Source organism: Butyrivibrio sp. (assembly GCF_017433805.1).
In the GTDB taxonomy this organism is placed as follows: Bacteria; Bacillota; Clostridia; order Lachnospirales; family Lachnospiraceae; genus Butyrivibrio.
In genome coordinates this window covers 41102-63780 of record NZ_JAFRGN010000020.1, presented here as the reverse complement: position 1 = coordinate 63780, position 22679 = coordinate 41102, and the positions used below count along the sequence as shown (strand labels likewise).

Here is a 22679-nt window from a genome sequence, read left to right as displayed (position 1 = left end):
ATACCTTACTCTTCAAGCTGCTTCTGCAACTCTCCTCTATATTCGTCTACAATCCTCTGCGGACCTGTGATGCGGACATTGCCCCCCATGGCAAATACCCAGCCATAGAACTGGTCACTGATAAATACGTCAACGTGCGTCTTAGACCAGCCCTCTTTGGCCGCAGCTCTTATTGGCATTTCCTTGCCAAATCTGTCAATCATGATCCCAACAAAGGTATTGTTGAATTCAAGATCAACGATTGTAGTCTCTTTTTTACCAAACATTCCAAAGTTCTGCTTGGAATATGATCCCATATCGTAGGATTCAAACTCTTCCTTACCTACGCGCTTGTCATCAGTTAATCTGATGTCCTTCATCTTATCTACGCGGTAGTGCTTGATCTTACCAGCCTCAGGGTCATAGCCGATAAGGTAGTAGTTCTCATCGTCCCATGTAAGAGCCCAGGGACTTGTAACATAGAGCTTATCTTTCCTCGGAACCATTACCTTATCAAGATTCCACTGAAGGTACTGGAAGGTGATGCTCTTATTCTCCACCATGGCTCTGTGAATATCATCAACTAGGTAATAGATACTCTCATTCATGGTCTTGATCCTGCCCTGAACCACCACCTGACGCTTTAATTGCTTGGCCTCATGCTCACTTGCAAGGTCAGTTATCTTCTTGATAAGATCACTTGATTTCCTGGCTGTTATGAACTTGGAAGACTGGATGGCATCTACAAGGAGCATCAGCTCTGCAAGCTCAAACCTCTTGCCTCCAACGTGATAGTAGTAGCCCCTTCCAACCTGCTCTCCGATAATATCAAGACCTATGTCTCTAAGCGCTTCAAAATCGTCGTAAATACTCTTTCTATCGGCACTTATTCCTTTTTCTGCCAAAAGCTCTATGATCTGAGGCATTGTAAGAGAATGCTCATCATCAGTTTTCTTGATCATGATCTGACTCAGATGGTAGAGCTTAAGTTTTTGTCCTGCACCCTTGGGCATGATGTTTTCTCCTTAACAATTACGCGTATATACGCTCAAATACTGGCATATATTCAATAGGAGCCTTAACCTTAACAGTCTGGCCACCAGCGTAGCTTGTGCCATCGCTTGTAAGCTTCCACTCACCCTTTGGAAGGTAAACTTCTCTCTCAAACTCATTGAGATGAAGGATAGGTGCTACAAGGTACTTGTCACCGAACATGAACTGATCCTTGATAGTCCAGCACTTCTCATCCTCAGGGAACTCGTAGAACATAGCTCTCATAAGAGGTGAGCCGTTTGTAGAAGCCTCGTTAAAGAGCTGCTTGATATAAGGCTTCATCTCCTGTCTGATGTCATAGTACTTCTTCATGATCTTGAAGTTGTCATCGCCATAGCTCCACATCTCGTTGTCCTGGCCTGTGTGAAGATATCCGCCGCCCCAGTCTCTATCATCAAGAGCTGGAATATTGTAAGGGCCACGATCTCCGTGAAGTCTCATAACTGCTGTAAATACAGCAAACTGATACCATCTGATAAGGAGCTGTCTGAAATCAGGATCGTTGACATCATCTGTCATGAAGCCGCCGATATCAGTATTCCACCATGGAATACCAGCAAGCCCCATGTTGATACCGCACTGTACCTGATCCTGAAGAGATTCAAAGGTACTTGGTACATCACCTGACCATACAACGTTGCCGTACTTCTGGCTTCCTGCCCATGCACAGCGAAGAAGGTTAACAACCTTGCCATCTCTGAGGTCCTTCATCTTATCATAGTATGCTCTTGAATACATCTGAGGATACATATTAGTAACTTCAAGTGCTGTACCCTCGCTGTATCTGAAGTTTTCAAAATCATATACACCATAATCAGGCTCTGAATTATCAAGCCAGAAGCCATCAATTCCAAAGTCATAGTAGTTCTTTTTACAAATCTCCCAGACATAATCTCTTGTCTCAGGATTAAAGGCGTCTATTTCTACACAGTCGCCCTGATAGTCATAGGTCTGGAGGGCACCGCGTTCTGTCTTGATAAGAAGGCCCTTTTCCAGCATTGGGTAGAAGTTCTCACTCTTTCTGTCTACAGATGGCCATACAGATACGATTACTCTGATACCCATGCTGTGGAGCTCGTCAATCATAGCCTTAGGATCTGGCCAGTACTTGGTATCGAATTTCCAGTCGCCCTGATATGTCCAGTGGAAGAAGTCGATGATGATCTGGTCGATGTGAATACCGAGCTCCTTGTACTTTCTGGCGATAGAAAGAACTTCCTCCTGTGTACGATATCTGAGCTTACACTGCCAAAGTCCCATGAGCTCTTCAGGGAACTCGCCAGCATGTCCTGTAGCCTTAGTATAATTAGCCACAATCTCCTTAGGAGTGTCGGCTACAGTAACGTAGTAGTCCATCTCCTTGGTTGATCTCATATCCCAGAGAGTCATGTTGCCACCAAAGGTAACCTGACCAACGCCCGGGTTATTCCACAAAAGTCCATAACCAAGATTGGAAACAGCAAAAGGAACTGAAGCCTGTGAATTTCTCTGGGCAAGCTCAAGTGTGCAGCCCTTTAAGTCCATCTGCTGCTGTTGGTACTGTCCCATACCAAAGATCTTCTCGCCGTCGTTACTCTCAAAGCGAACCTTAAGAGAATAGTTATCTCCGCCGTAAAGGCCCTTCCACTCTCTGTTTACTAGCTTAAGGCATCTGCTCTCCTTGGAGATAGTGCCGCCGTAGGATCTGAAATATTCACGTAAAAAGAGCTTGTCATCACGGAAAAGAGAAATCACTCCCGCATAGTTGACCTCTGCTCTGATGCGACCATTTGTGATGCTGGCCCACTCGTTATCCTGGATAGTTCCTTCACCTGTTTTCTCTGGAACTATATATGTCTTAACTTCTGCCTTAGTAGGAGCTACTGCCTCTGTAAGAGCCCAGTTTCTGCCAGTAAAGTTCCTGTTCATAGTTGCGCGAACTCGAAGGGAATCCTCTCCCCAAGCCTCGATCAAAACTGTTTCTCCCTGCTTCTTAAAGCAAAGTGCGTTATCTCTACATTCGAATACCATACTTTATTCTCCTCATTTGTCATTAATACAAAAGAAACTATCAGTATTTTACCACTGATAGTTTCTCATTGTTAGTATTGAAATATTTATTATTTCTCTTTTACAATTGGCTCAATCTGGGAAACCAGATTGTCGATGTTCTCGAATACGCTACTCTTGGTAGTTCCCATGGAATTAACTCTATCCAGCTGAACAGCCAGATCATCAAATTTCCTGTTAACATCATCGAATTTACTGCCGATCTTTTTGAGCTCATCAGAAGCTATGTCCGCAGTATCTGCGATTTCCTGCTGAACTGCATTAGCTCCATTTGTGCTCTCAATGATCTCATCAAAGGTAGCATGAGTCGCCTCAACTTCCTGAAGGCTCTTATCCATGGCTGCAATTGAGTTTTCCATACTGGCTGAGAGCTTCTCACTCTCTTCTCCTGCATTGGCAATTGAAGCATTAACCTGATCGATCATAGTCTTGATCTCATCTGCAAGCTCTCTTACTTCCGTAGCAACTACGGCAAAGCCTTTACCTGCTGCTCCGGCTCTTGCAGCCTCAATAGAAGCATTAAGTGCAAGGAGGTTAGTCTGTGAAGCGATGCTGATGATCTTTTTCATGTAATCAGAGATCTGATCAACTGATTCCTTGAAGGACTCAAAACCTCTGGACATCTCATCAAAGCTGGATCTCACTTCATTTGAACTTGTCTTAAGCTCTTCAACCTTGTCCTGTGCATTATGAACGCTGCTCAGGATATTCTGCTTAACATCCTCGAACTTGGAAGCGCTCTGGTTAACTGCTTCGAACATCTCGTTGAAGTTTGTCATCTCATCACGAAGCTGTATGTTACTCTCCATAACATCGTTGACAGCTTCGCCCATATCATGGATCTCTGTAAGAGATTTAACCTCATTTTCTACCAGCTTTTTCTGGCAGTCCTTGATGGAGTTTGCGATATAGACAAGTGATCTGGAACGCTCTTCAAAACTATTATCAGGCTTAGCCTGAACAGCTACAGGTTCCTGCTCATTCTTTTTTCCAAACATGTTCTCAAACATTTCTATCTCCTCATCATTCGAATACTACACAGGTCATTGTCTGGTTAACAAACTGAGTGTTGTAATGCTCACCAAATCCAACAAGACCACAGCTGGTTCCAAGTGTTCCTATCTTGCTAAGATATGTTCCTAGCTCGCTTCTGTCTTTTAATACCAAATATCTGAATATGCAGTTGACTGAATAAATAGCAGAAATATGTGAGAAATCATTTTTGATCTTATTGACCGTGGACTGCGCGATTTCCATTGGGTCTCTCATTTCGAGAAGTGTCAGGATATCTGAGTCGTTGATCTGTCTGTATAGGATAAGTCCATTTCCGGAAACATCTTTGAGGGAAACGATGCAGACATCATCACCCATCATCTTACCAAATGGATTTTTGAAGGTCTGATCTACAACCTTATTCTCCGCAGCACCTGTAAGCTCCATGTACAGCTGTTTAGCCGGGCGACCATTGAGCTCTCCTAGATAATACTTGGATTTATCTGTCTTGGAAGCTATGAGCTGCTTGTTATCCTTAGGTACGTAGATGTTCTCCTTATAGGTCTTAACTCTACCTCCCTCATTCTTGATAACAGCATATACCATGGCATCCTGATAAACCGTTCCATTTACAGCAACTTTACCAGCATCGCCTGTTGCTCCCATTACCTGTAGGTTGTACTTATCAACAAGAGCGCTTAAAGTTGTGAGAACAGCTGCATCATTACCTGTGCAGAAATCGATGATAGCTGTGTTCTCTCTTCCCGGACGAACAGACTCAATATCTTTTTCTACCCTGGTAATATATCTTGCAGGAGATACAGAAACTTTCTCCAGAACTCCTGTCGCAACAGAAACACCATCCTTAAAGGCCATAACAAAGGTTCCTTTTTCAAGAATGGCTGTGTCATAGCCCATTCCTACGCACGCAATGCTTGGCACGCCAGGATAGAGCTTTTCAAGTGCCTGAACGTTCTCTTCAAAATCATCTGCAGAACTAGTCATGATAATAAGCTTTGCTGTTCCAAGTCCGCTAACAGCCTCTGAAACTCTGCCAGAAGCGCTTTTACCGTAAAAGATATTCATAGTTCTCTGATCTCCTGTTTCTTTTATAAATTAAATAAAAATAGAGTGCCACACAATCAATTGTAGCACTCTACCGTTAATTAATACTCTATATTAAGTATTAACTATTATTAAATTTGGATTAAATTTATGTCGTAAATTAATTCTGCGTCAGATGCGCATAGCTACCTCGTATGCACGCCATATTACGCTTCTAAGATTCCCTACCTGCTTGCAGTCGCCAATATAGTCCATGTTGCTCTCTCTCTCATTTTCTTTGACAACAGGATTAGGAATATAGCCGGCACTACTGATGACGCTGTCGCAGTCAATAGTGAATTCCTTGCCATTTTTGTCTACGCAGACGATGCAATCCTCCCAAACCTCTTTGAGAGTGGTCTCAAGGTAAACTGGAACTCTGTACAGATCAAACCATTCTCTGAGATATGAGCTGTTTGCAAGGCACACACCCTTCTGTGAAATGATGTCGTCCTTCATCTCAACAGTGACAGGTTTCTTGCCCTGAAGTGCAAGCTCATAGGCAATTTCACAACCCGTAAGGCCTCCGCCTACTACTACGACCTTATCACCAACCTCTGCGCCTCTAAGGTACTCACAGGCCTCTATCATGAGCTCATGTCCCGGAACACTCTTAAGCTTTCTGGGAACAGCGCCAGTAGCAATGATAATGTCGTGCTTACCAAACTCTTTGACATCGGTTATCTCAGTATTAAAGTGAATCTCGATTCCCAGCTGCTCCATCTGTCTGCGATACCATGCAAGAAGATCGCGGAGCTTACCCTTATAGGATTCTGCACTTGCAGCAATGAAGGTTCCACCAAGCTCATCAGTTTTCTCATAGATAACAGGCTCGTGGCCACGAAGCTTAAGTACTCTTGCAGCCTCCATACCACCAATACCGCCGCCGATGATGATAACCTTTTTAGGGTGCTTGGTCTTCTTTATGTGATGTTTATCCTTCTGCATAGTCTCGGCATTAACTGCGCATCTTGCAAGGTGCAGACTGTCTGAAAGGTCCTGATCATTAGGAACTCCCTTGTAGTGGCACATGTTAAAGCAGCCGTTATGACAGAGGATACAAGGTCTGATATCCTCCTCTTTGTCTGCCATGAGCTTGGTTACCCACTCTGTATCAGCAAGGAACTGCCTTGCAAAGCCTGCTCCGTCAATTCTTCCAGCTGTAACAGCCTCTGCTGCCACTGTTGGATTCATTCTGCCAGCGCAGACAACTGGAATGTCCACGTATTTACGAAGGTTTGCAACATCCTCAAGGTTACAGTTCTCAGGCATATAGATAGGAGGATGTGCCCAGTACCAGGCATCATAGGTTCCGTTATCGCAGTTGAGCATGTCGTAGCCAGCATCCTGCAGGTATTTGGCAGCTCTTTTGCTCTCTTCAAAGTCACGTCCAACTTCGTCGTAGTCTTCCCCTGGAAGCGCTCCCTGTCTGAAGCCTCTTGTCTTGGAGATTACGCTGTAGCGAAGGGAAACAGGGAAATCCTTACCACATTTTTTCTTGATCTCCTGAACTATCTCGCAGGCAAAACGGTACTTGTTCTCGAAGCTTCCGCCGTATTCGTCAGTTCTTTTGTTGACATAATCAAGTGTGAACTGGTCCAAAAGGTATCCTTCATGAACCGCATGAACCTCAACGCCGTCAACGCCGGCCTTCTTGAGAAGCTCTGCAGTCTTACCAAAGGCAGTTACATATTCATGAATCTCGTCAACAGTGAGGGCTCTTGATGGCACCACGTCTGACCAGCGGTTAGGTGAATCGCTGGCTGATGCTGTGATCTTATCAAGGTCCATTACAGGCTTACTGAGGACTCTGAGCACCTTGTTGGTATATAATTTTTCCATCATAGGACTTATGGTAAAAGAGCGTCCGAAGCCGGCAGTGAGCTGCACAAAAAGCTTGGCTCCTGTCTTGTGGAACTCCTTCATCCACTCAGCAAGGTCCTGATACATTTTCTTATTGGTATAAAGCCACTGACCAAACATTGGATTGTAAACTGGCTGGCATCCAGGAAGCACAAGTCCTGCGTTGTTCCTTGCAACTTCCAGAATAAAGTCTGCTCCTGCCTTATCAAAATGGTTCTTTTCCATCCATCCAAAGAGGTCTGTACCGCCCATAGAAGTAAGGACTATTCTATTCTTGATCTCACAATTTCCAATCTTCCAGGGCGTAAACAGTGGTTCATATTCTTTCTTCATTTTTGCTTCTCCTTTGCGAGGTACTCCTCCCCCGCCTGTCTTCCCAGTTTATAAACTCTCTCTATCTGGGCTGGATCTTTTTCTATCGAGCTTATATTAAGTGGCTCCTTGGGCCTTATTACTCGTACTTTACCGGCAAGCTCCTGCTGCCTTATGTATTTCTTTTCCTCGTTATACATAATATAGCGCTCTTCCATGCACTTAATCATATTGGGATACTTCCTGAGTGACCATCTGACAACTGGCATGTATTTCTGTTTGCCTTTGACATAGTCAACTGGCTGGGTCTCTACGACCAGTATGTCGTCATAGCCCTTATCTTCCATAAATTTAAGAGGAATTGAATCTGAGATTCCACCGTCCAGATACACTCCGCCGTCAATGTGAACTGGCCTTGAAACAATCGGCATAGAAGCGGATGCCTGAATCCAGGTGATGTCCTCTTTTTGTCCATCATTGCATTTGTGATAAACGGGTCTTCCTGTGTTAATGTCAGTAACCACGCAGTAAAACTCCATTGGGCTGTCTGCAAAAGCCTTGGTATCCCATTTATCAAGCCTATAGGGAAGCTCATCGTAGCAAAATGGCACGTTATAGATATCACCAGTGGTGATAAGTGATCTGATACTGTGATAGCGGGGATCTGAGCAGTACTTCTTGTTATATCTGTAGGCACGGCCTATCTGATGGGACTTGATATTGCAGCCAAAGGTAGCTCCTGCCGACACTCCTACTGCCCCGTCAAAAGAAATATCGTTTTCCATTAAAACATCCAAAACGCCGCAGGTAAACATACCTCGCATAGCGCCGCCCTCAAGTACAAGCCCTTTTTTCACACTGTCACCTCTCGTAAATGCACATCCATAGCACGTCTTGCTCATCACAATTAAAAAGAGTAGCGCCGCCACTACTCTTTTTGTTACTTATAATATTAATACAAAGCTTTATCCTTGTGAATATTTTTTGATAAATTCATCAACAGAAATAGGCTTTGAATAGTAGTAACCCTGTAAATATGTGCATCCAAGTGCAGCCATAGTCTGGGCCATATATTCGCTTTCTATGCCTTCAGCTGTTATGCCAAAGCCCATACTTGCAAAGGTTTTGACCATGTTAGGCAGCATAACATCAGGCTTTCTGCAGTAGTCCCAAACTATGCTCATATCAAGTTTGATATTAATAAATGGACATCTTTTTAATCTTGTCAGGTTGGAATAACCTTTGCCGTAGTCATCAAGCACAAAGTGGAAGCCCATCTCTTTTATCATATTGGTCTGATAAACAAGGAGCTGATCGTCGACCATGGCTTCCTCAGTGATCTCCAGATGAATGAATCTGGGGTCAATGTCGTATTTCTTGATGTAGTGCATAAGGTTATTACCAAGATTAGCCTTCATGAACTGAATCGGTGAAAGGTTAACATTTATCCAATTAAGTCCCAGCTCTTTGATATTATTTTCCTTGATAAACTTACAGGTCTTAATAAACACCTGGGTTCCAAGCTCTGATATTCGTCCGTTGTGTTCTGCTATTGGAATAAAGAGGCCTGGAGGAATAACGTTGCCTTCTGCATCTCTGATTCTTGCAAGCGCTTCTGCACCCGCAAGCTTACCTGTAGCAGCATCCATAATAGGTTGCAGGAAAATCTCTACCGCATCATGATCAACAGCATATTCGATAGCTCTTTTGATCTCAAGCTCTTTTTCTGCCTTTTGAAGACCCGCCTCGTCTATTACTCTGATTTCATGCTTTTCAGCCAGATCAGCCTCGTTAAAAGCAGTCATGAGAACCTGTGTCATGGTGTTATAATCAAGCTTCCTATCACCGGGATTTAAGAGTGCGCAGCCTATCTCAACATAAAGCTCTACATCATCTGAAACCCATGGTTCGCTGAATTTTTCCTGCAAGGTTTCATGTATTTTATCTATATTATCTTTGTCATCACAGACAATTCCAAAGCGTCCGCTTCTATAATAGAAAACAATCTTGTTAGGGAAGGTCTTTTTAAGATAATCGCAAATCAGGTTAACACCGCGATCCATCTGTCTTATTCCATACAGCTCTCTCACATCTCTGTAATCATGGATAGCAAAAGCAAATATCCGGTATTTCTTTTGCCCATTTATCTCATCCAGGTACTCTCTTATGGCTCTGGTATTAAAAATCCAGGTTCTACCCTCAAGGTAAAAGTCAGGATTCATGTAGGACAGATAGCTTACAAGAAGCGCAATGAGACAGAAGGTATCCATGAGAAGATACTGTGGAAAAGCCAGTCTGCAGATAGTTCCTATAAGAAGAATTGTGTTGATCCAGAGCGCAGTATTAAACTCTCTTTTACTCCTAGGTCTTTCCTTATGAGTTAGAATTGCAAAAAAACTGATGCCAAGATACAGCCAGAACAAAAGATAAAGTGTGTTGTATAAAGGCGCACTGTGATAGCCGGTGTCATCCATATAGTAGAAATTCCTGGTAAATGGCGTGATCAATACAAGTACAGATTCTAATACAAACGGAACCATAACAAGTAAATATTTAAAGTGGTTATTGAGAAATTCCAGTCTTAAGACGCTTATGGTAAATACACAGAAGAATAAAGCTCTTGCAAAGAATGCAATGAAATACAGATTGTTAAGGGCATAGAGAGCCCATCTTGGGAAGAGCTGATAATTCATATCTGCCCAGGAGGATATGATGTCCATTATCATAACTACACACTCGATACCAATCAGATGAATGAAGGTACGGTTCATTCTGATTGGAATTCGTGGCAGCATAAAATAATAGCTGACTAATATGAATAGTATTAATAAACTTGGAAAAACATATGAGTAATTCCACATAATACCGGCCTCTTGGTTGATTATTGGTAGCTAGTATATCGAATTTATTGTATTTGTCGCAATTGTTATATTTGGCCACCTTGTCGTTATATCGCACATATCTATACAAATATATCTTACTACAATTTGTTAAACAATAATCAATATCTTTTCATATTTTATAGAAATCTTATAATCATAAATTTACTCCTTTAAAGTAATAAATTATGTTGCATTTTCCTGGGGCTACGTTGTAATATTGTCATAGTGTTTTTTGGACATAATTTTTATAGGCTAGAATCATATAAAATATCAGATTTAGTGAGGAGACGGACTATGAAGAAATATGCAGAAATGAGCCGCCAGGAGCTTGAAGAAGAGATCGTAGCGCTCAAGGCTCAGTACAAGAAATACCAGGAGATGGATCTTAATCTCAACATGGCTAGAGGTAAGCCATGCAGAGAACAGCTTGATCTTTCTATGGGACTTATGGATGCCCTTAATTCTGAGGCTGACCTTTCCTGTGAAGATGGAACAGATTGCCGTAACTATGGCGTTCTTACAGGTATTGATGAAGCCAAGGTTCTCATCGGCGCCATGATGGAGAACAAGCCAGAGAACATTATCATCTATGGTAACTCCTCACTTAATGTCATGTACGATACAGTATCAAGAGCATATACTCACGGTATCATGGGCAACACTCCATGGTGCAAGCTGGACAAGGTTAAGTTCATCTGCCCTGTTCCAGGCTATGACAGACACTTCGCTATTACTGAATACTTTGGAATCGAGATGATCAACGTTGATATGACTCCAACAGGTCCTGACATGGACAAAGTTGAAGAGCTTGTTTCTTCTGATGAGTCCATCAAGGGTATCTGGTGCGTTCCTAAGTATTCCAATCCTCAGGGCTACTCCTACTCAGATGATACAGTCAGACGTTTTGCAAGACTTAAGCCTGCAGCCAAGGATTTCCGTATCTTCTGGGATAACGCATATGGTATTCACCACCTCTACGACAACAATCAGGATTATCTTATCGAGATCCTTGAGGAGTGTAAGAAGGCTGGTAATCCAGATCTTGTTTATAAGTTTGCTTCTACTTCCAAGATTACATTCCCTGGAAGTGGTATCGCAGCTCTTGCTACTTCACTTAATAACCTTGATGATATCAAGGCTCAGCTCACTAACCAGACAATCGGTCACGACAAGGTTAACCAGCTCCGTCACGTTAGATTCTTTGGTGATATCGATGGTATGAAGGCTCACATGAGAAAGCATGCTGACATTATCAGGCCTAAGTTCGAGGCAGTTCTTGAGATTCTCGACAGAGACCTTACTCCTTGCGGAATCGGCGACTGGACCAAGCCAAACGGTGGATACTTCATCAGCTTTGACGCTCCAGAGGGCTGTGCTAAGACTATCGTAGACAGAGCCAAGAAGGCCGGAGTTACAATGACTAACGCTGGTGCTACATATCCTTACAAGAAGGATCCACACGACAGCAATATCCGTATTGCTCCTACATATCCTTCTCTTGCAGACCTCCGCACAGCAATGGATATCTTCACAGTTTGTGTAAGAATCACTGCTGCCCAGAAGATTCTCGAGGGATTGGGTGAGTGATTAGGTAATCTGTTATTGGTTTATCTGTTATTGGCTTATCTGTTATTGGTTTATCTGTTATTGGTTTATCTGCAAATTGATGCCGGGCGATGTTATCGTTATTACGATTGCATTTATCGGTATTGCAAGTAGTTTTTACGTCTTTTTTGAACAAAAGAATAATCCAGCGGTAACGATATTTTTTCATTACCGCTGGATTTTGTTTTTTCTTATTTTGTTAGTAGTCAACTCTCTATTTCATTACGTCTTCCAGATAGATTTTTTAATTTTGTACGTAAGCTTACCCCTAAAACCATTATTTCCCTCTAGCAGCAGTAATCATCCTTTGAAATCGAACTATCTTTTTCTCTTTTGCTACTATCATTTTTTCATTTTCCTTTTTCTAGCCGTAAGAAAAAAATAGGGCTACCGTCAGATTAGCATTTTTTAAAATATAGACGTAATTTTACTCGGTATCTTGAATGTTCATATCTGTCTTTTCGATATTCGCCAAAAAGCAAAACAATCCAAGGCAAATACAATTCAGTGCCTTATAGCTTCTCTATGGAAAAAGAATCCAAGATTGATCCTGACTTCATGTCTGTAAATGTCTGCATTGGTGTAGCAACAGGTATCAAAGCCGATCAGTTCAAAGCCCTGATGAAGGTAGAATCCAATTGCATTTGTGTTGCAGGACTGAGTCTCCAGAATGATTGCTCGTCTGTTCTGAGATCTAGCAACTTCCTTAGCCTTGTCCATAAGGCGTTTACCTACACCCTGTCCTCTGAGCTCATCTGAAACCCAAAGCTCTGTTACCAGCATACGGTTAGACCAATCTTCAGGACAAACCTCGATGCATGCAAGAAGCTCACCTGATTCACTTACAACTCCGAAAGCCTGCGCATCTACCCAATGGGGCTGATACAAAGAATCCGGGAAGTCATACTCCTCAGGTGTATGGAGAATCTCTTTCTCGGCCTTCTTCTTAACAAGTTTGACTGTGCATCCCTTTTCATCAAGCGGATCTATCTGCACATCGTAGTAGCTATCACTCCTGGTAACAAGGGGAATTGTTACTCCCTCCCACTTCTCCTTGGGAAGTGACACTATCTCAACATTACTTTTTTCCATTTTCATTATCTCCTCAAGCTATCTATTTCTGGCTCTTTATATCTACTTCTATGTATTTCTTTCCCCACTCATTTTTCAGTCATCACTTATTCTTACCAATAATTTCTCCAACTTCCTCAGCAGTAGCTGCAATGAATGTAGCCCCTGCAGTGGTGAGCTCCTCTTCATCCCCATATCCGTAGAGAACACCGATTGAGTCCATTCCGGCCTCTGCTGCCGCAGAAATATCATTTTCTCTATCGCCAACCATGACTGCCTTATCCAAGTCCTTGATACCACACTGCTCTAAGGCATATCTGATAACATCAATCTTGTATTTCCTGTCGGCGTCGTTGGAGGTTGCCACAAAATCAAAGTATTTATCAAGTCCAAAGTGCTCAAGTACCAGCTTGGTACCCTTTTCAGCCTTAGATGTGGCAACAATAAGTTTCTTACCTTCCGCCTTGAGACCAGCCAGCAATTCTTCTATTCCTGGATATACAGTATTCTCAAGAGCTCCGCCCATGCCAAAATAGTATTCTCTGTAGAATGTAACTGCCTTGTCAGCATCCTCAGCTGAATATCCAAGAGATTTCTCGAATGAGTCTCTAAGTGGCGGGCCTACAAATCTTCTGAACTGCTGCTTATCCTCTACAGGATCACCCATTTTCTCTACAGCATAGGCAAAAGAACTCATAATACCCGGACCTGAATCTGTCAGGGTTCCATCCAGATCAAAGAGCACATAGTCGTACTTAGTCATGTTCACACCTCCACAATAAATCCTGGCTTCACAAAGGTTACTCCATTATCAATTACGTGCTGAAGCATCAGCTTGTAGTAATCAGGAACCATCTCTCTTGTCTCGTCATGATCGTGCAACAGGATAATATGGTGGCTGCCATCCTCCAGCAAAGCTCCACCTGAAGCAGGCTTTTCATCGTGAACTCTCTTAAAGACATCATCAAGAGTAAAACCGCTATCAGGGCGAATCTGATACTCCGCAAAGTCGAAAGTCCAAAGCGTATCAATATCCTTGTCCAGACCTGTCTCTTTCCACCATGGATACTTAATTTCCCTGTCATCAACCTTGGTAAAGCCCTTATCAATCAGATACTGATGGAGCTTTTCCTTGTTCTCTCCGCCCTTGTTGCCATAAGGAAAACGGAAGGGTCTGAATTTCCTCTCAACTCCAGCTCTCTTATAAATATCATCAAGAAGCGCCTCGCACTTCTCTATTTCTTTTACTCCCTCTTCAAAAGAAACTTCTGAAAAGTTAATATGCGAATAGCTGTGATTTCCAACAATCATCCCATGCTGCAGAGCATAGATTACTTGCTCAGGGTATTTTTCTATGTCGCGTCCAACTGCGAACATCACAACCTGAATTCCCTTGTCATTAAGATAATCAACAAGCTCAGGCGTGTGTATTGTTGGAATATCATCTATTGTAAGTACCGCTCTGATCATCTTTTTTCAAACCTCCACTGTGTAAATCCCCTAATTCTACTTATTACTCTTGCGCATCACTCACTGATTGCCAACGCCACCGTCAGTTCTGGCAGCACTTCGTTTCTTCCCTTATCGTATTTAGCCTGCTGCTCTTCAGTTCTTCCCACCAGTGCCGCACTGGTCGCGGAATTATCAGATACAACGAGGAGTGCAATGCCTGGGATTTCCAATAGATCTGTCATCAGGTAAAAAGAGCTGGTCTCCATCTCGATAAGGTCTGTGTCAAAAGATCTGATTTCGTCGATGTGGGAATACTCAAGCGCAATAGATGGCGTGCAGAACACGCTTGCTTTCCTAAGCTCATACCCTCTCTCATCTGCAAAAGAAACCACCTTATCAACAAAATCCATATCAGGATAAACCTTCTCAAAGCGCATATCATCCCTGATAGAATTCTTCATAAGGTACGCATCAGCACTGCTGCCGGAAACTGAATAAGATGGTGTGCAGATATCGCCAAGTTCAAAGCCTTCCTTGAGGGCTCCTACTGCCCCAATGAAGATCACTTTTTGGAAGGTAAGTTCAGCACAAATTGCAAGATGATCTATCAGATTTCCAGCTGATGAGCCGATCTTGATCCAGGCGATCTTGTGGTCATCCACCTCAACCAGATATCCTGCAATATAGGCGCCTTCCTTCATTGTTGTAACCTTGTACTTATCCTCTAAATGAAGCTTATATGGAGAAAAACTCGGCGCAACCACAAGAGCATCGTATTCGATGTCATCTCTAAGTCCAAAGGCCTGCTGTGCCATGTGCTCAGAATTATATTTATGGAAATTATCAATGATTTGCTTAAGAGCTTCTTTCATCCCCTGCTCCTCCCATTCAAATATCAGTCCACATCCTCATAACCCTTAGACTTCAGTACCACATACTTTCCAGCGAACACTTCCTGTAAAATCCTCAGCTCCAGCTCCTGTCTGTGCCTAAAGTGTGCAAAAAGAGCATTCTCCCCAGAGAGCCCATTTTTAACTGCATAAGGAGACTCGTTAAAGTATCCGATCATAAGCGGAAACCACATTTCATTTCCCTTATCATCAGATCTCTCTTTTCTGATAACACCGATGTTGCCTTCGATATCCTCAGATTTAAGATAGTAAATCTTGAATTCTTTATCCCCTAATGCTTTACTGATTTCCTTGTAGAAATCAACAATCTCCTCATCAGATGCATTCTGGAATAGGATCATATCCTCTACAATATTCTGGAAAATTGAACACTCGAATATGCTATTATCTCCATTCCAATTAGAAAGTCGTCTTAAGATAATCTCCTTGAACTCCTGTCTGCTGACACGACCGTTGTATATTTCATGCTGCTCAAGATCTTTGTGGAAGCCAGGAGTATCAGTAATTATCTGAGTGTAGCAGATAATCACCTTATCCCCTTCTTCATGGCTCTTTTCCTCAAGCTCGCTTCTTAGATTCTCATATTTATCAAGATAGTCTGCATATTCCTGCCTGGTGACATAGGCACACCATGCAAGCTCAACAGGAGAATAGTCTCCTTCTCTATACACTTTGCATTCCGGATGTTTCTCGGATATTTTCCCTACCAGTGTGCTTTTTCCGCTTCCCTGAAGGCCTTCAATAAAATAGTTCATTGCTTTCCCCTTCCTTCATATGATTTCACTATTGTATCACAAGAAAAAACTTATTATTACAAAACCTGCATCTAAACCGCACTTCTGACCTTTAAATCATGTTATCAAACATTATTGGCCCAAGTGTTCGATATGTTTCGGTCACTTTACGTAAATGTGTATGTTAAATCCAAAACACTATTTTCTCTTTCTTTTCTCTGTGATAATTTCACATGCAGTTAGAGAATACTAACAGGGAGGAACGTTATGGAAAAATTATATCCCCTTACTGCTGCCCAAAACATGCATTATCAGTGGATCCGGCAGTATCACACCCAGCAGGTTTCGGGAATCAGCATTGTCGCTGCAATTCAGCTGGAGCTTGACTTTGCACTTCTCAAAAGGTGTATCAACGAAGAGACCAAAAGATATGAATGTCTAAATCTTCGCTTCACCAAGCCTGATGAAAGCGGACAGATACGACAATACCTGAAAAGAAAAGTAATACGAAATACCAAGATTCTAAGTCTGTCGTCCATGTCTTTTGAAGAAGCCGATAATGTCCTGCAGACCATGGCTTATGAAACCTTTGATGGAGATGATATTCCAATGTATGAATTCCTGATGGTAAAGCTTCCTGATGGTTTCAATGGCTTTTTTGTACATATCGATCACAGACTCATTGATTCCTGCGGACTCGCCGTTATGGTAAAAGATATCATGGCACTTTATGCACACTACGCCTTTGGAAAGTCTTACCCCGAGGCACTTGCCAAATTCGAAGACGTTTTGATATCCGACCTTACTAAATCCACAAACGAAAAGCGCCTGACCAGGGACATGGCTTTCTTTGAAGGACAGCTCGATAAATATGGCGAGCCTCTATATTCCGATATTCAGGGTAAAAAAGTCCTTGAAAAGTCAAGGCTGGCTCACAACAATCCAAATCTTAGAAGTGCTGATATCGAGACTCAAAACCTGTATGTAGCTGTAAAAAACTATAAACTTGAACCAGAACCAACAAGACGCCTGATGGATTTTTGCAGCAAAAACAGGATTTCTTTTAACAATCTGCTGCTACTATCCATGCGAACCTATTTATCCAAGGTTAACGATGGTCAGGAAGATATCACAATTGAAAACTTCATCGCAAGACGCTCCACCCACGATGAATGGACCAGCGGAGGAAGCCGCACCATCATGTTCCCCTGCAGAACAATAATTGGAGGCAAAGTAAGCTTTATGGATGCAGCACTTATGATACAAAACGCTCAGAATAATATCTACATCCACAGTAACTACGACCCGGAAAAGATAAATTCATCCATGAAAAGACGCTTTGGCACACCGGATGGAACAACCTACGAAAGCTGCTACCTCACCTACCAGCCACTGGAAATAACAGATAAAACCCTTGACCTTTCCGGAATTCCTTTGTACTTCAAATGGTACGCAAACGGCGCAGCCACCAAGAAGGTATACCTGACAGTAACCCACACTCCGGAGGGCGGCCTTAATTTTTCTTACCATTACCAGACGGCGCACCTTGTGGAAAAAGATATAGAGCTTTTCTACTATTACATGATGAAAATACTGTTTGCGGGTATAGAAACCCCTGACATAACCATAGGAAGCATTATAGAAAGTGTATAAATCGGAGGAGAAACAATATGAAAAACGAAAAACTATTCAAAGAATTCCTGGCACAGTACTGCAGCGTAGCACCTGCTGACATGAAGAACGATATGAGATTTTGCGAAGATCTTGGTCTTAGCTCCTTTGACTTCATGTCTCTTTTGGGAGACCTGGAGGACAACTTCGACTTGGAGCTCAATCTCGACAATGTTGGTAATATCACCACTATCGGCGAAGCTCTTGATCTAATCTGCATGGCACAGAAAATCTTATAAAGGGAGATCACTATGGAAAGTATACGACAGCTCTTTGATTATATGGTAAATGAATACTCTGATACTCCCGCACTCAAATGGCCTGTAAATAATGATGTATCCGAAATTTCTTACACAGGACTTGGTCAGAATGTTTCCAGGTTAAGAAAAGGGCTTCGCGCGGATGGCCTTAGTAAGGATCATATTGCAATCGTAGGTTTTAGCTCAGAAAGCTGGATTGAAGCCTTCTTTGCCATAACAACCGGTGATAACACTGCAGTTCTTATTGACCCGCTTCTTTCTGATGAGGAAATCATTGATCTTCTCGTAAGGTCAGACAGCAGCGCTGTTTTTCTTGACACTTCCAAGAAAGCTCTATCTGAAAAGCTGCAAACTTCCTGCCCTTTGGTCAGGAATACTTATTACCTGGACTCACTTCATAGTCTAAAAGACTCATCATCATATTCATCAGATGTATTTGGTCTTTCTGGTGATAATACAGCCATGATAATCTTTACCTCAGGAACTACCGGCAAAAGCAAGGGCGTAATGCTCACCCAAAAGAACCTTGTCAGCAATGTGGAAGCTGTAGAATATGAGTCAGTTCCTGGAAGAGTTGTCTTAAGTGTACTACCAATACATCACGCCTTCTGTCTTGTAATGGACTATCTTAAATGCTTATCCCTTGGCTCAACGGTCTGCATCAACGACTCTTTCCTTCACATGGTAAAGAACATGCAGCTCTTTAAGCCTGAGGTTATGCTGATGGTTCCAATGATGCTTGAAACCATATATAAAAAGCTTCAGGGCGCCGCAAAGCTCCTTCCCAAGAAGGTTGTGGCAAATAAGGTTTTTGGCGGCCGTCTGACTACTGTCTTTTCAGGTGGAGCCCACCTCGATCCATTTTATATTGAGAAATTTGCTGAATATGGCGTGAATGTTTATGAAGGCTATGGAATGAGCGAATGCTCTCCTGTTATCAGCACAAATACGCCAACTGCCCACAAACCTGGTTCCGTTGGTAAAGTTCTGAAAAACGCGGAAGTCAGATTTAAAAATGGTGAGATTCTGGTTAAGAGTAGCAGCCTTATGACCGGCTATTACAAAATGCCCAAAGAGACTAATGAGGCACTTTCAGATGGATGGCTTCATACCGGAGACAAGGGCTATATGGATGAAGAAGGATATCTTTTCATAAACGGACGAGTCAAGAACCTTATCATCCTTTCAAATGGTGAAAACGTATCTCCTGAAGAAATAGAGAATAAGCTCTGCCTGTATCCACTAATCGAAGAAGTCGTAGTAACAGGAGATGGAAATGGCCTTACTGCCAGAATATATCCAGATCAGGAGCTGATAGCCAAAAAGAAATTAGACTCTGAGAAAATAAAAGAAAAACTGCGCAAGATTCTAGATGAATACAATAGTGGTGTGCCTTCCTACAGAAGAATAGCTCACCTTGTTATAAGAGAAAACCCATTCAGGCGCAATACAACAAGAAAAATCCTAAGGCAGTACGCAGCAGAAGACGTTCCTGCCTAAGTCATAATCCAATTTTCAGAATCCATTTTCTCGTATTACTCTCAAGCTCTGTTACTTAGTCCAGGCAGGATTCCTGTTACAAAGACTTGTGTCAGGATGTCTGCAATCTCATCCACAGGCACATCAAAACCTGTAGTTGACCACTTATGTAGAACACCTATAGTACTTCCAATGCTTGATGCTATATAGTAGGTGGCACTCTTCCTGTCTTTTATCTGATAGGCCTCATCATCAGTCACAGTGCGCATATAGCGGTCAAACATCAGCAGCATTTTCTCAAAAAAAGCATCGCCTCTGGTACTATCAAGGAGAGTCCCCAAAAAGGGATTCTCCTTGGTGTAATTACAGATAGCAAGAAAAAATGATTTGCAGATTCCCCTGTCATCCTTGGGATGGAAGCTCTCCATGAGATTAAAAATCTTCTCAATTGTCTTTTCCTCCGCAGCATTAACAAGGGTAGGAATATTCTCGTAGTGGTTATAAAAAGTACTTCTTACTATTCCAGCCTTTTTCACCACATCAGAAACCGTAATCTTATCTATCTCTTTTTCTTTTAACAGCAAAAAGAAGGAATCAAAAATGGCATCCTCCACAGTGCTGTACCTCTCGTCAAATTCGTTCATAATCTCCCCCAAAGCTCATCTTAGTGCTTATCCAGTTTCTCTTTTATCTTATTCAATGAGCTAATATCCAGTGTCATTACATTTGAGCTGAAAATGGTCTTCCCAAGCCACACCAATAACACAAAAACAAGAATTGGGATAATGCAGGCTGTTACAAGCATAACTGCAAGGGCCTCCAAAAGACTGCCAATAAATGTAGTTATTTTCTGAATCGTAGAATTGGTGATGGTATTAAGATCACTGATGATTCCGCCATCTGAATCTCCGTCAACATCAAGCTCATTGTACTCTTCAACTGCATTGTTTACTCTTTCTGCCTGCGTCTGGTACACCATGTCAGACAGCTGAACACTGGCAGGAACTATAAGAAAAACTATTATTGCAAAGATTGCGATCTTACCTGATATTCTCTTCCAGCTATCCTGCCCAAACAGTATCGATGCCGCCATAATAACACACGCCAGCGGGATCAATACAGAAAATGCTATATACCCTGTGATACAGATCATGAATTTCTCAAGATATAGTGAACTTAAAACCAGCAGAAAGTACTTGGCCAGCTCAGCAAGCTGCTCAGAAAGCGGAGTACACATATCACCTGGTAAAAGAGATAACGTAGCCGATGTAGCCGCTGCCCCTCCTGAAAGTGTCATGACTGTTGTAATCTTTTCTTCTGTCTGTTCAATGGAATGAGTGTGATTGTTTGGATCTGCTGCCCATGGTGCAAGCTTGGTAAAAGATATTACGGCCAGTAGTAAGAGTACCACTGCCACCGTTATTTTTTTAAGTTCCATTTCTCTCCTCCTCACTCACACACAATTCTGTAATCTGAAGTGCCCTGGTACTTACTGACAAACTGCAAAATAAGTTCCTCAGCTCGTTCCTGGGCCCTGTCAAGAATGCCATTTTCAATAGCTTTTTCTTTAGCAGCTTTCTCAAATTCAGCCAAAGAATCATTGTAATCAGATATGTTTAGCTTGTTCCACATAGACTCTTTTTCCGAGAAAACCTTGAATGAGTCTTTATCAATACTCACCGTCTGAATCTCAGCCTTGGGAACATCTACAATGATCACCTTGGTCTCTTCATCTTTTCTGATCTTGATTCTCTCAAAATCAACACCCGCAGTAACTGAGCCATCGTAGCTGTATGCAAGCTCAGAAGTAGCATCAAAGAATTTCAGTACCTTCTTTTCTTTAGTGTAGGTTTCAACCTGAGTAAAATAGTATTCCTGAGTCACCAGAAAGCCCATATCATCAAGGCCTTCCTCTATGATCTCTGTGTTGACGGTTATCTTTACCTTGTCCTCCTTGGGCTTAAGAGCCGCCGTCTGCGGAATATCAGCATTTCCTGTTTCTGCCTTTTTATCCCGAATATATCCCACACATAATATGAGCATCACCAGCACAGAAACACCAATGATCACACCATAAATGATATTCTGAGTCTTATTGCTAATTTTCATTTCCCCAATCACCCTCTCACAGACTGATTTTTTCTCTATATTTCACGCATTGGTATTCACCAGGCATGATCATATTTTACTCTTGCTCTCCTCAAGAGCTGCAATAACCTTGTCACACCACTCATCAAATTCAGGATCTTCAACCTGGCACTCAGGATGCGCCTTTATATAGTCAAGAGCTATGCGAACGCCCTGATCAAACCTTATAGTTGTGGTCATTGCCGGAACAGCTCTTTTGAGCTTACTGTTATCGAATACTACTGACACTGACTTATCGCCAAGGAGACTTCCCTCGAAGTCGTAGCCGTACTTATCTCCAACTGCACTTAGATAATAAGCAGAAACATGATAAGGCTTAAGTTCTACCCCAAGTGCATCTGCGATTGTCTGATATATCTGATTCCAGGTAAGACACTCATCACCAGTAATCTGGAAAGCCTCACCAATAGCCTTAGGATTGCCCATGAGTCCTGTGTAACCCACAGCAAAATCTCTGTTAAAGGTCACATGCCAAAGAGATGGTCCATCCCCCTGAATGAGAACCGGCTTACCTTCCATCATTCTCTTTACAACCTGATAGAAGCCTTTTTTACCATGAACGCCAAGAGGAATATTTCTCTCATCATAGGTGTGACTAGGTCTTATGATAGTAACAGGAAAGCCCTCTGTTCTGTACTTCTCCATGAGGAACTCCTCGCAGGCGATCTTGTTCCTGGAGTACTCCCAATGAGGATTAGAAAGAGTTGTGCCTTCTGTGATCACGTAGCTTGCAGCCGGCTTATTATAGGCTGAAGCTGAGCTTATATACATATACTGTTTGGTCTTACCCTTAAAGAGCCTGTAGTCTCTTTCAACCTGATCTCTGGTAAAGCCAATAAACTCACTTACAACGTCAAACTCCATCCCCTCAAGCTTCTTTTTGGCGTCTTCCTCATCAGAAATATCACAGATGATCTCATGGACATTTTCAGGGACCTCGCTCTTCCTGTTACCACGATTAAGGAGCCACACTTCCCACATTGGATCCTGAGCCAGCTTCCTTACAATTGCCATACTGATTGTCCCAGTGCCGCCGATAAATAATGCCTTCATACCTTTTCCTCCTTTAAAAGAATTACACAAAAAGCTGGCCGGATATAAATCCGGTCAGCT

The 22679-nt window shown here is 42.4% G+C and carries 20 protein-coding genes; 4 read left to right on the top strand and 16 right to left on the bottom strand.

Annotation, left to right across the window (positions count from 1 at the left end; all coding sequences use genetic code 11):
• Window positions 1-5 precede the first annotated feature (5 nt).
• From IJI01_RS06260 to IJI01_RS06230, 7 genes are all read right to left on the bottom strand, one after another.
• On the bottom strand, window positions 6-992 hold the full coding sequence (locus tag IJI01_RS06260; protein WP_292187466.1) for a helix-turn-helix transcriptional regulator: 987 nt from the start codon (window positions 990-992) through the stop codon (window positions 6-8).
• A 19-nt stretch (window positions 993-1011) separates the two neighbouring features.
• Window positions 1012-3042, bottom strand: a complete 2031-nt coding sequence (locus IJI01_RS06255; RefSeq protein ID WP_292187462.1) for a glycoside hydrolase family 31 protein — start codon at window positions 3040-3042, stop codon at window positions 1012-1014.
• Window positions 3043-3131: 89 nt separating this feature from the next.
• Window positions 3132-4091, bottom strand: a complete 960-nt coding sequence (locus IJI01_RS06250; protein WP_292187459.1) for a methyl-accepting chemotaxis protein — start codon at window positions 4089-4091, stop codon at window positions 3132-3134.
• 13 nt (window positions 4092-4104) lie between these two features.
• Entirely contained in the window at window positions 4105-5160 is a 1056-nt protein-coding gene (locus IJI01_RS06245; RefSeq protein ID WP_292187457.1) for an FIST signal transduction protein, read from the bottom strand.
• Between the two features lie 150 nt (window positions 5161-5310).
• Window positions 5311-7374: an oxidoreductase gene (locus IJI01_RS06240; protein WP_292187453.1), complete on the bottom strand. Its 2064-nt coding sequence runs from the start codon at window positions 7372-7374 to the stop codon at window positions 5311-5313.
• Window positions 7371-8210: a patatin-like phospholipase family protein gene (locus tag IJI01_RS06235; protein WP_292187450.1), complete on the bottom strand. Its 840-nt coding sequence runs from the start codon at window positions 8208-8210 to the stop codon at window positions 7371-7373. The genes IJI01_RS06240 and IJI01_RS06235 overlap by 4 nt, the downstream gene beginning before the upstream one ends.
• A gap of 108 nt (window positions 8211-8318) precedes the next feature.
• Entirely contained in the window at window positions 8319-10148 is a 1830-nt protein-coding gene (locus IJI01_RS06230; RefSeq protein ID WP_292187446.1) for an EAL domain-containing protein, read from the bottom strand.
• A 381-nt stretch (window positions 10149-10529) separates the two neighbouring features.
• Here IJI01_RS06230 and IJI01_RS06225 point away from each other — a divergent pair, with 381 nt between their 5' ends.
• Complete coding sequence (locus tag IJI01_RS06225; protein WP_292187444.1) at window positions 10530-11822, top strand: aminotransferase; 1293 nt, start codon at window positions 10530-10532, stop codon at window positions 11820-11822.
• A gap of 522 nt (window positions 11823-12344) precedes the next feature.
• Here the strand turns inward: IJI01_RS06225 and IJI01_RS06220 are convergent.
• The 5 genes from IJI01_RS06220 to IJI01_RS06200 all read right to left on the bottom strand — a co-directional run bounded on the left by IJI01_RS06220 (window position 12345) and on the right by IJI01_RS06200 (window position 16029).
• A complete protein-coding gene (locus tag IJI01_RS06220; RefSeq protein ID WP_292187441.1) occupies window positions 12345-12932 on the bottom strand; it encodes a GNAT family N-acetyltransferase in 588 nt (195 codons plus the stop codon).
• Window positions 12933-13014: 82 nt separating this feature from the next.
• Complete coding sequence (locus IJI01_RS06215) at window positions 13015-13674, bottom strand: HAD-IA family hydrolase (RefSeq protein ID WP_292187438.1); 660 nt, start codon at window positions 13672-13674, stop codon at window positions 13015-13017.
• Window positions 13675-13676: 2 nt separating this feature from the next.
• A complete protein-coding gene (locus IJI01_RS06210) occupies window positions 13677-14381 on the bottom strand; it encodes a polysaccharide deacetylase family protein (RefSeq protein WP_292187436.1) in 705 nt (234 codons plus the stop codon).
• Window positions 14382-14437: 56 nt separating this feature from the next.
• On the bottom strand, window positions 14438-15235 hold the full coding sequence (locus tag IJI01_RS06205; protein WP_292187433.1) for a phosphorylase family protein: 798 nt from the start codon (window positions 15233-15235) through the stop codon (window positions 14438-14440).
• 23 nt (window positions 15236-15258) lie between these two features.
• On the bottom strand, window positions 15259-16029 hold the full coding sequence (locus IJI01_RS06200) for a hypothetical protein (protein WP_292187430.1): 771 nt from the start codon (window positions 16027-16029) through the stop codon (window positions 15259-15261).
• Window positions 16030-16275: 246 nt separating this feature from the next.
• On the opposite strand from IJI01_RS06200, the gene IJI01_RS06195 reads away from it, so the two are divergent.
• The 3 genes from IJI01_RS06195 to IJI01_RS06185 are packed head-to-tail and all read left to right on the top strand — an operon-like array spanning window position 16276 to window position 19439.
• Window positions 16276-17661, top strand: a complete 1386-nt coding sequence (locus IJI01_RS06195) for a condensation domain-containing protein (RefSeq protein ID WP_292187427.1) — start codon at window positions 16276-16278, stop codon at window positions 17659-17661.
• Between the two features lie 17 nt (window positions 17662-17678).
• Window positions 17679-17918 (top strand): acyl carrier protein, encoded by a 240-nt coding sequence (locus IJI01_RS06190; RefSeq protein ID WP_292187424.1) that lies wholly within the window; start codon window positions 17679-17681, stop codon window positions 17916-17918.
• Between the two features lie 12 nt (window positions 17919-17930).
• A complete protein-coding gene (locus tag IJI01_RS06185; RefSeq protein ID WP_292187422.1) occupies window positions 17931-19439 on the top strand; it encodes an AMP-binding protein in 1509 nt (502 codons plus the stop codon).
• Between the two features lie 41 nt (window positions 19440-19480).
• Here IJI01_RS06185 and IJI01_RS06180 read toward each other — a convergent pair whose 3' ends face one another.
• The 4 genes from IJI01_RS06180 to IJI01_RS06165 all read right to left on the bottom strand — a co-directional run bounded on the left by IJI01_RS06180 (window position 19481) and on the right by IJI01_RS06165 (window position 22619).
• Entirely contained in the window at window positions 19481-20062 is a 582-nt protein-coding gene (locus IJI01_RS06180) for a TetR/AcrR family transcriptional regulator (RefSeq protein ID WP_292187419.1), read from the bottom strand.
• Between the two features lie 20 nt (window positions 20063-20082).
• A complete protein-coding gene (locus IJI01_RS06175) occupies window positions 20083-20856 on the bottom strand; it encodes a hypothetical protein (RefSeq protein ID WP_292187415.1) in 774 nt (257 codons plus the stop codon).
• Window positions 20857-20867: 11 nt separating this feature from the next.
• Entirely contained in the window at window positions 20868-21527 is a 660-nt protein-coding gene (locus IJI01_RS06170) for a DUF4230 domain-containing protein (protein WP_292187412.1), read from the bottom strand.
• A 69-nt stretch (window positions 21528-21596) separates the two neighbouring features.
• The gene (locus IJI01_RS06165) at window positions 21597-22619 is read right to left on the bottom strand and encodes an NAD-dependent epimerase/dehydratase family protein (protein WP_292187409.1); all 1023 of its coding nucleotides are present in this window, start codon (window positions 22617-22619) and stop codon (window positions 21597-21599) included.
• Window positions 22620-22679: the final 60 nt, after the last annotated feature.

Coding starts and splice junctions, on each gene's coding strand:
- IJI01_RS06230 (WP_292187446.1), bottom strand. CDS start 10,148: ATGCTGCCACGAATTCCAATCAGAATGAACCGTACCTTCATTCATCTG.
- IJI01_RS06205 (WP_292187433.1), bottom strand. CDS start 15,235: ATGAAAGAAGCTCTTAAGCAAATCATTGATAATTTCCATAAATATAAT.
- IJI01_RS06225 (WP_292187444.1), top strand. CDS start 10,530: ATGAAGAAATATGCAGAAATGAGCCGCCAGGAGCTTGAAGAAGAGATC.
- IJI01_RS06255 (WP_292187462.1), bottom strand. CDS start 3,042: ATGGTATTCGAATGTAGAGATAACGCACTTTGCTTTAAGAAGCAGGGA.
- IJI01_RS06220 (WP_292187441.1), bottom strand. CDS start 12,932: ATGGAAAAAAGTAATGTTGAGATAGTGTCACTTCCCAAGGAGAAGTGG.
- IJI01_RS06200 (WP_292187430.1), bottom strand. CDS start 16,029: ATGAACTATTTTATTGAAGGCCTTCAGGGAAGCGGAAAAAGCACACTG.
- IJI01_RS06185 (WP_292187422.1), top strand. CDS start 17,931: ATGGAAAGTATACGACAGCTCTTTGATTATATGGTAAATGAATACTCT.
- IJI01_RS06180 (WP_292187419.1), bottom strand. CDS start 20,062: ATGAACGAATTTGACGAGAGGTACAGCACTGTGGAGGATGCCATTTTT.
- IJI01_RS06250 (WP_292187459.1), bottom strand. CDS start 4,091: ATGTTTGAGAACATGTTTGGAAAAAAGAATGAGCAGGAACCTGTAGCT.
- IJI01_RS06215 (WP_292187438.1), bottom strand. CDS start 13,674: ATGACTAAGTACGACTATGTGCTCTTTGATCTGGATGGAACCCTGACA.
- IJI01_RS06170 (WP_292187412.1), bottom strand. CDS start 21,527: ATGAAAATTAGCAATAAGACTCAGAATATCATTTATGGTGTGATCATT.
- IJI01_RS06240 (WP_292187453.1), bottom strand. CDS start 7,374: ATGAAGAAAGAATATGAACCACTGTTTACGCCCTGGAAGATTGGAAAT.
- IJI01_RS06245 (WP_292187457.1), bottom strand. CDS start 5,160: ATGAATATCTTTTACGGTAAAAGCGCTTCTGGCAGAGTTTCAGAGGCT.
- IJI01_RS06260 (WP_292187466.1), bottom strand. CDS start 992: ATGCCCAAGGGTGCAGGACAAAAACTTAAGCTCTACCATCTGAGTCAG.
- IJI01_RS06195 (WP_292187427.1), top strand. CDS start 16,276: ATGGAAAAATTATATCCCCTTACTGCTGCCCAAAACATGCATTATCAG.
- IJI01_RS06210 (WP_292187436.1), bottom strand. CDS start 14,381: ATGATCAGAGCGGTACTTACAATAGATGATATTCCAACAATACACACG.
- IJI01_RS06190 (WP_292187424.1), top strand. CDS start 17,679: ATGAAAAACGAAAAACTATTCAAAGAATTCCTGGCACAGTACTGCAGC.
- IJI01_RS06175 (WP_292187415.1), bottom strand. CDS start 20,856: ATGGAACTTAAAAAAATAACGGTGGCAGTGGTACTCTTACTACTGGCC.
- IJI01_RS06165 (WP_292187409.1), bottom strand. CDS start 22,619: ATGAAGGCATTATTTATCGGCGGCACTGGGACAATCAGTATGGCAATT.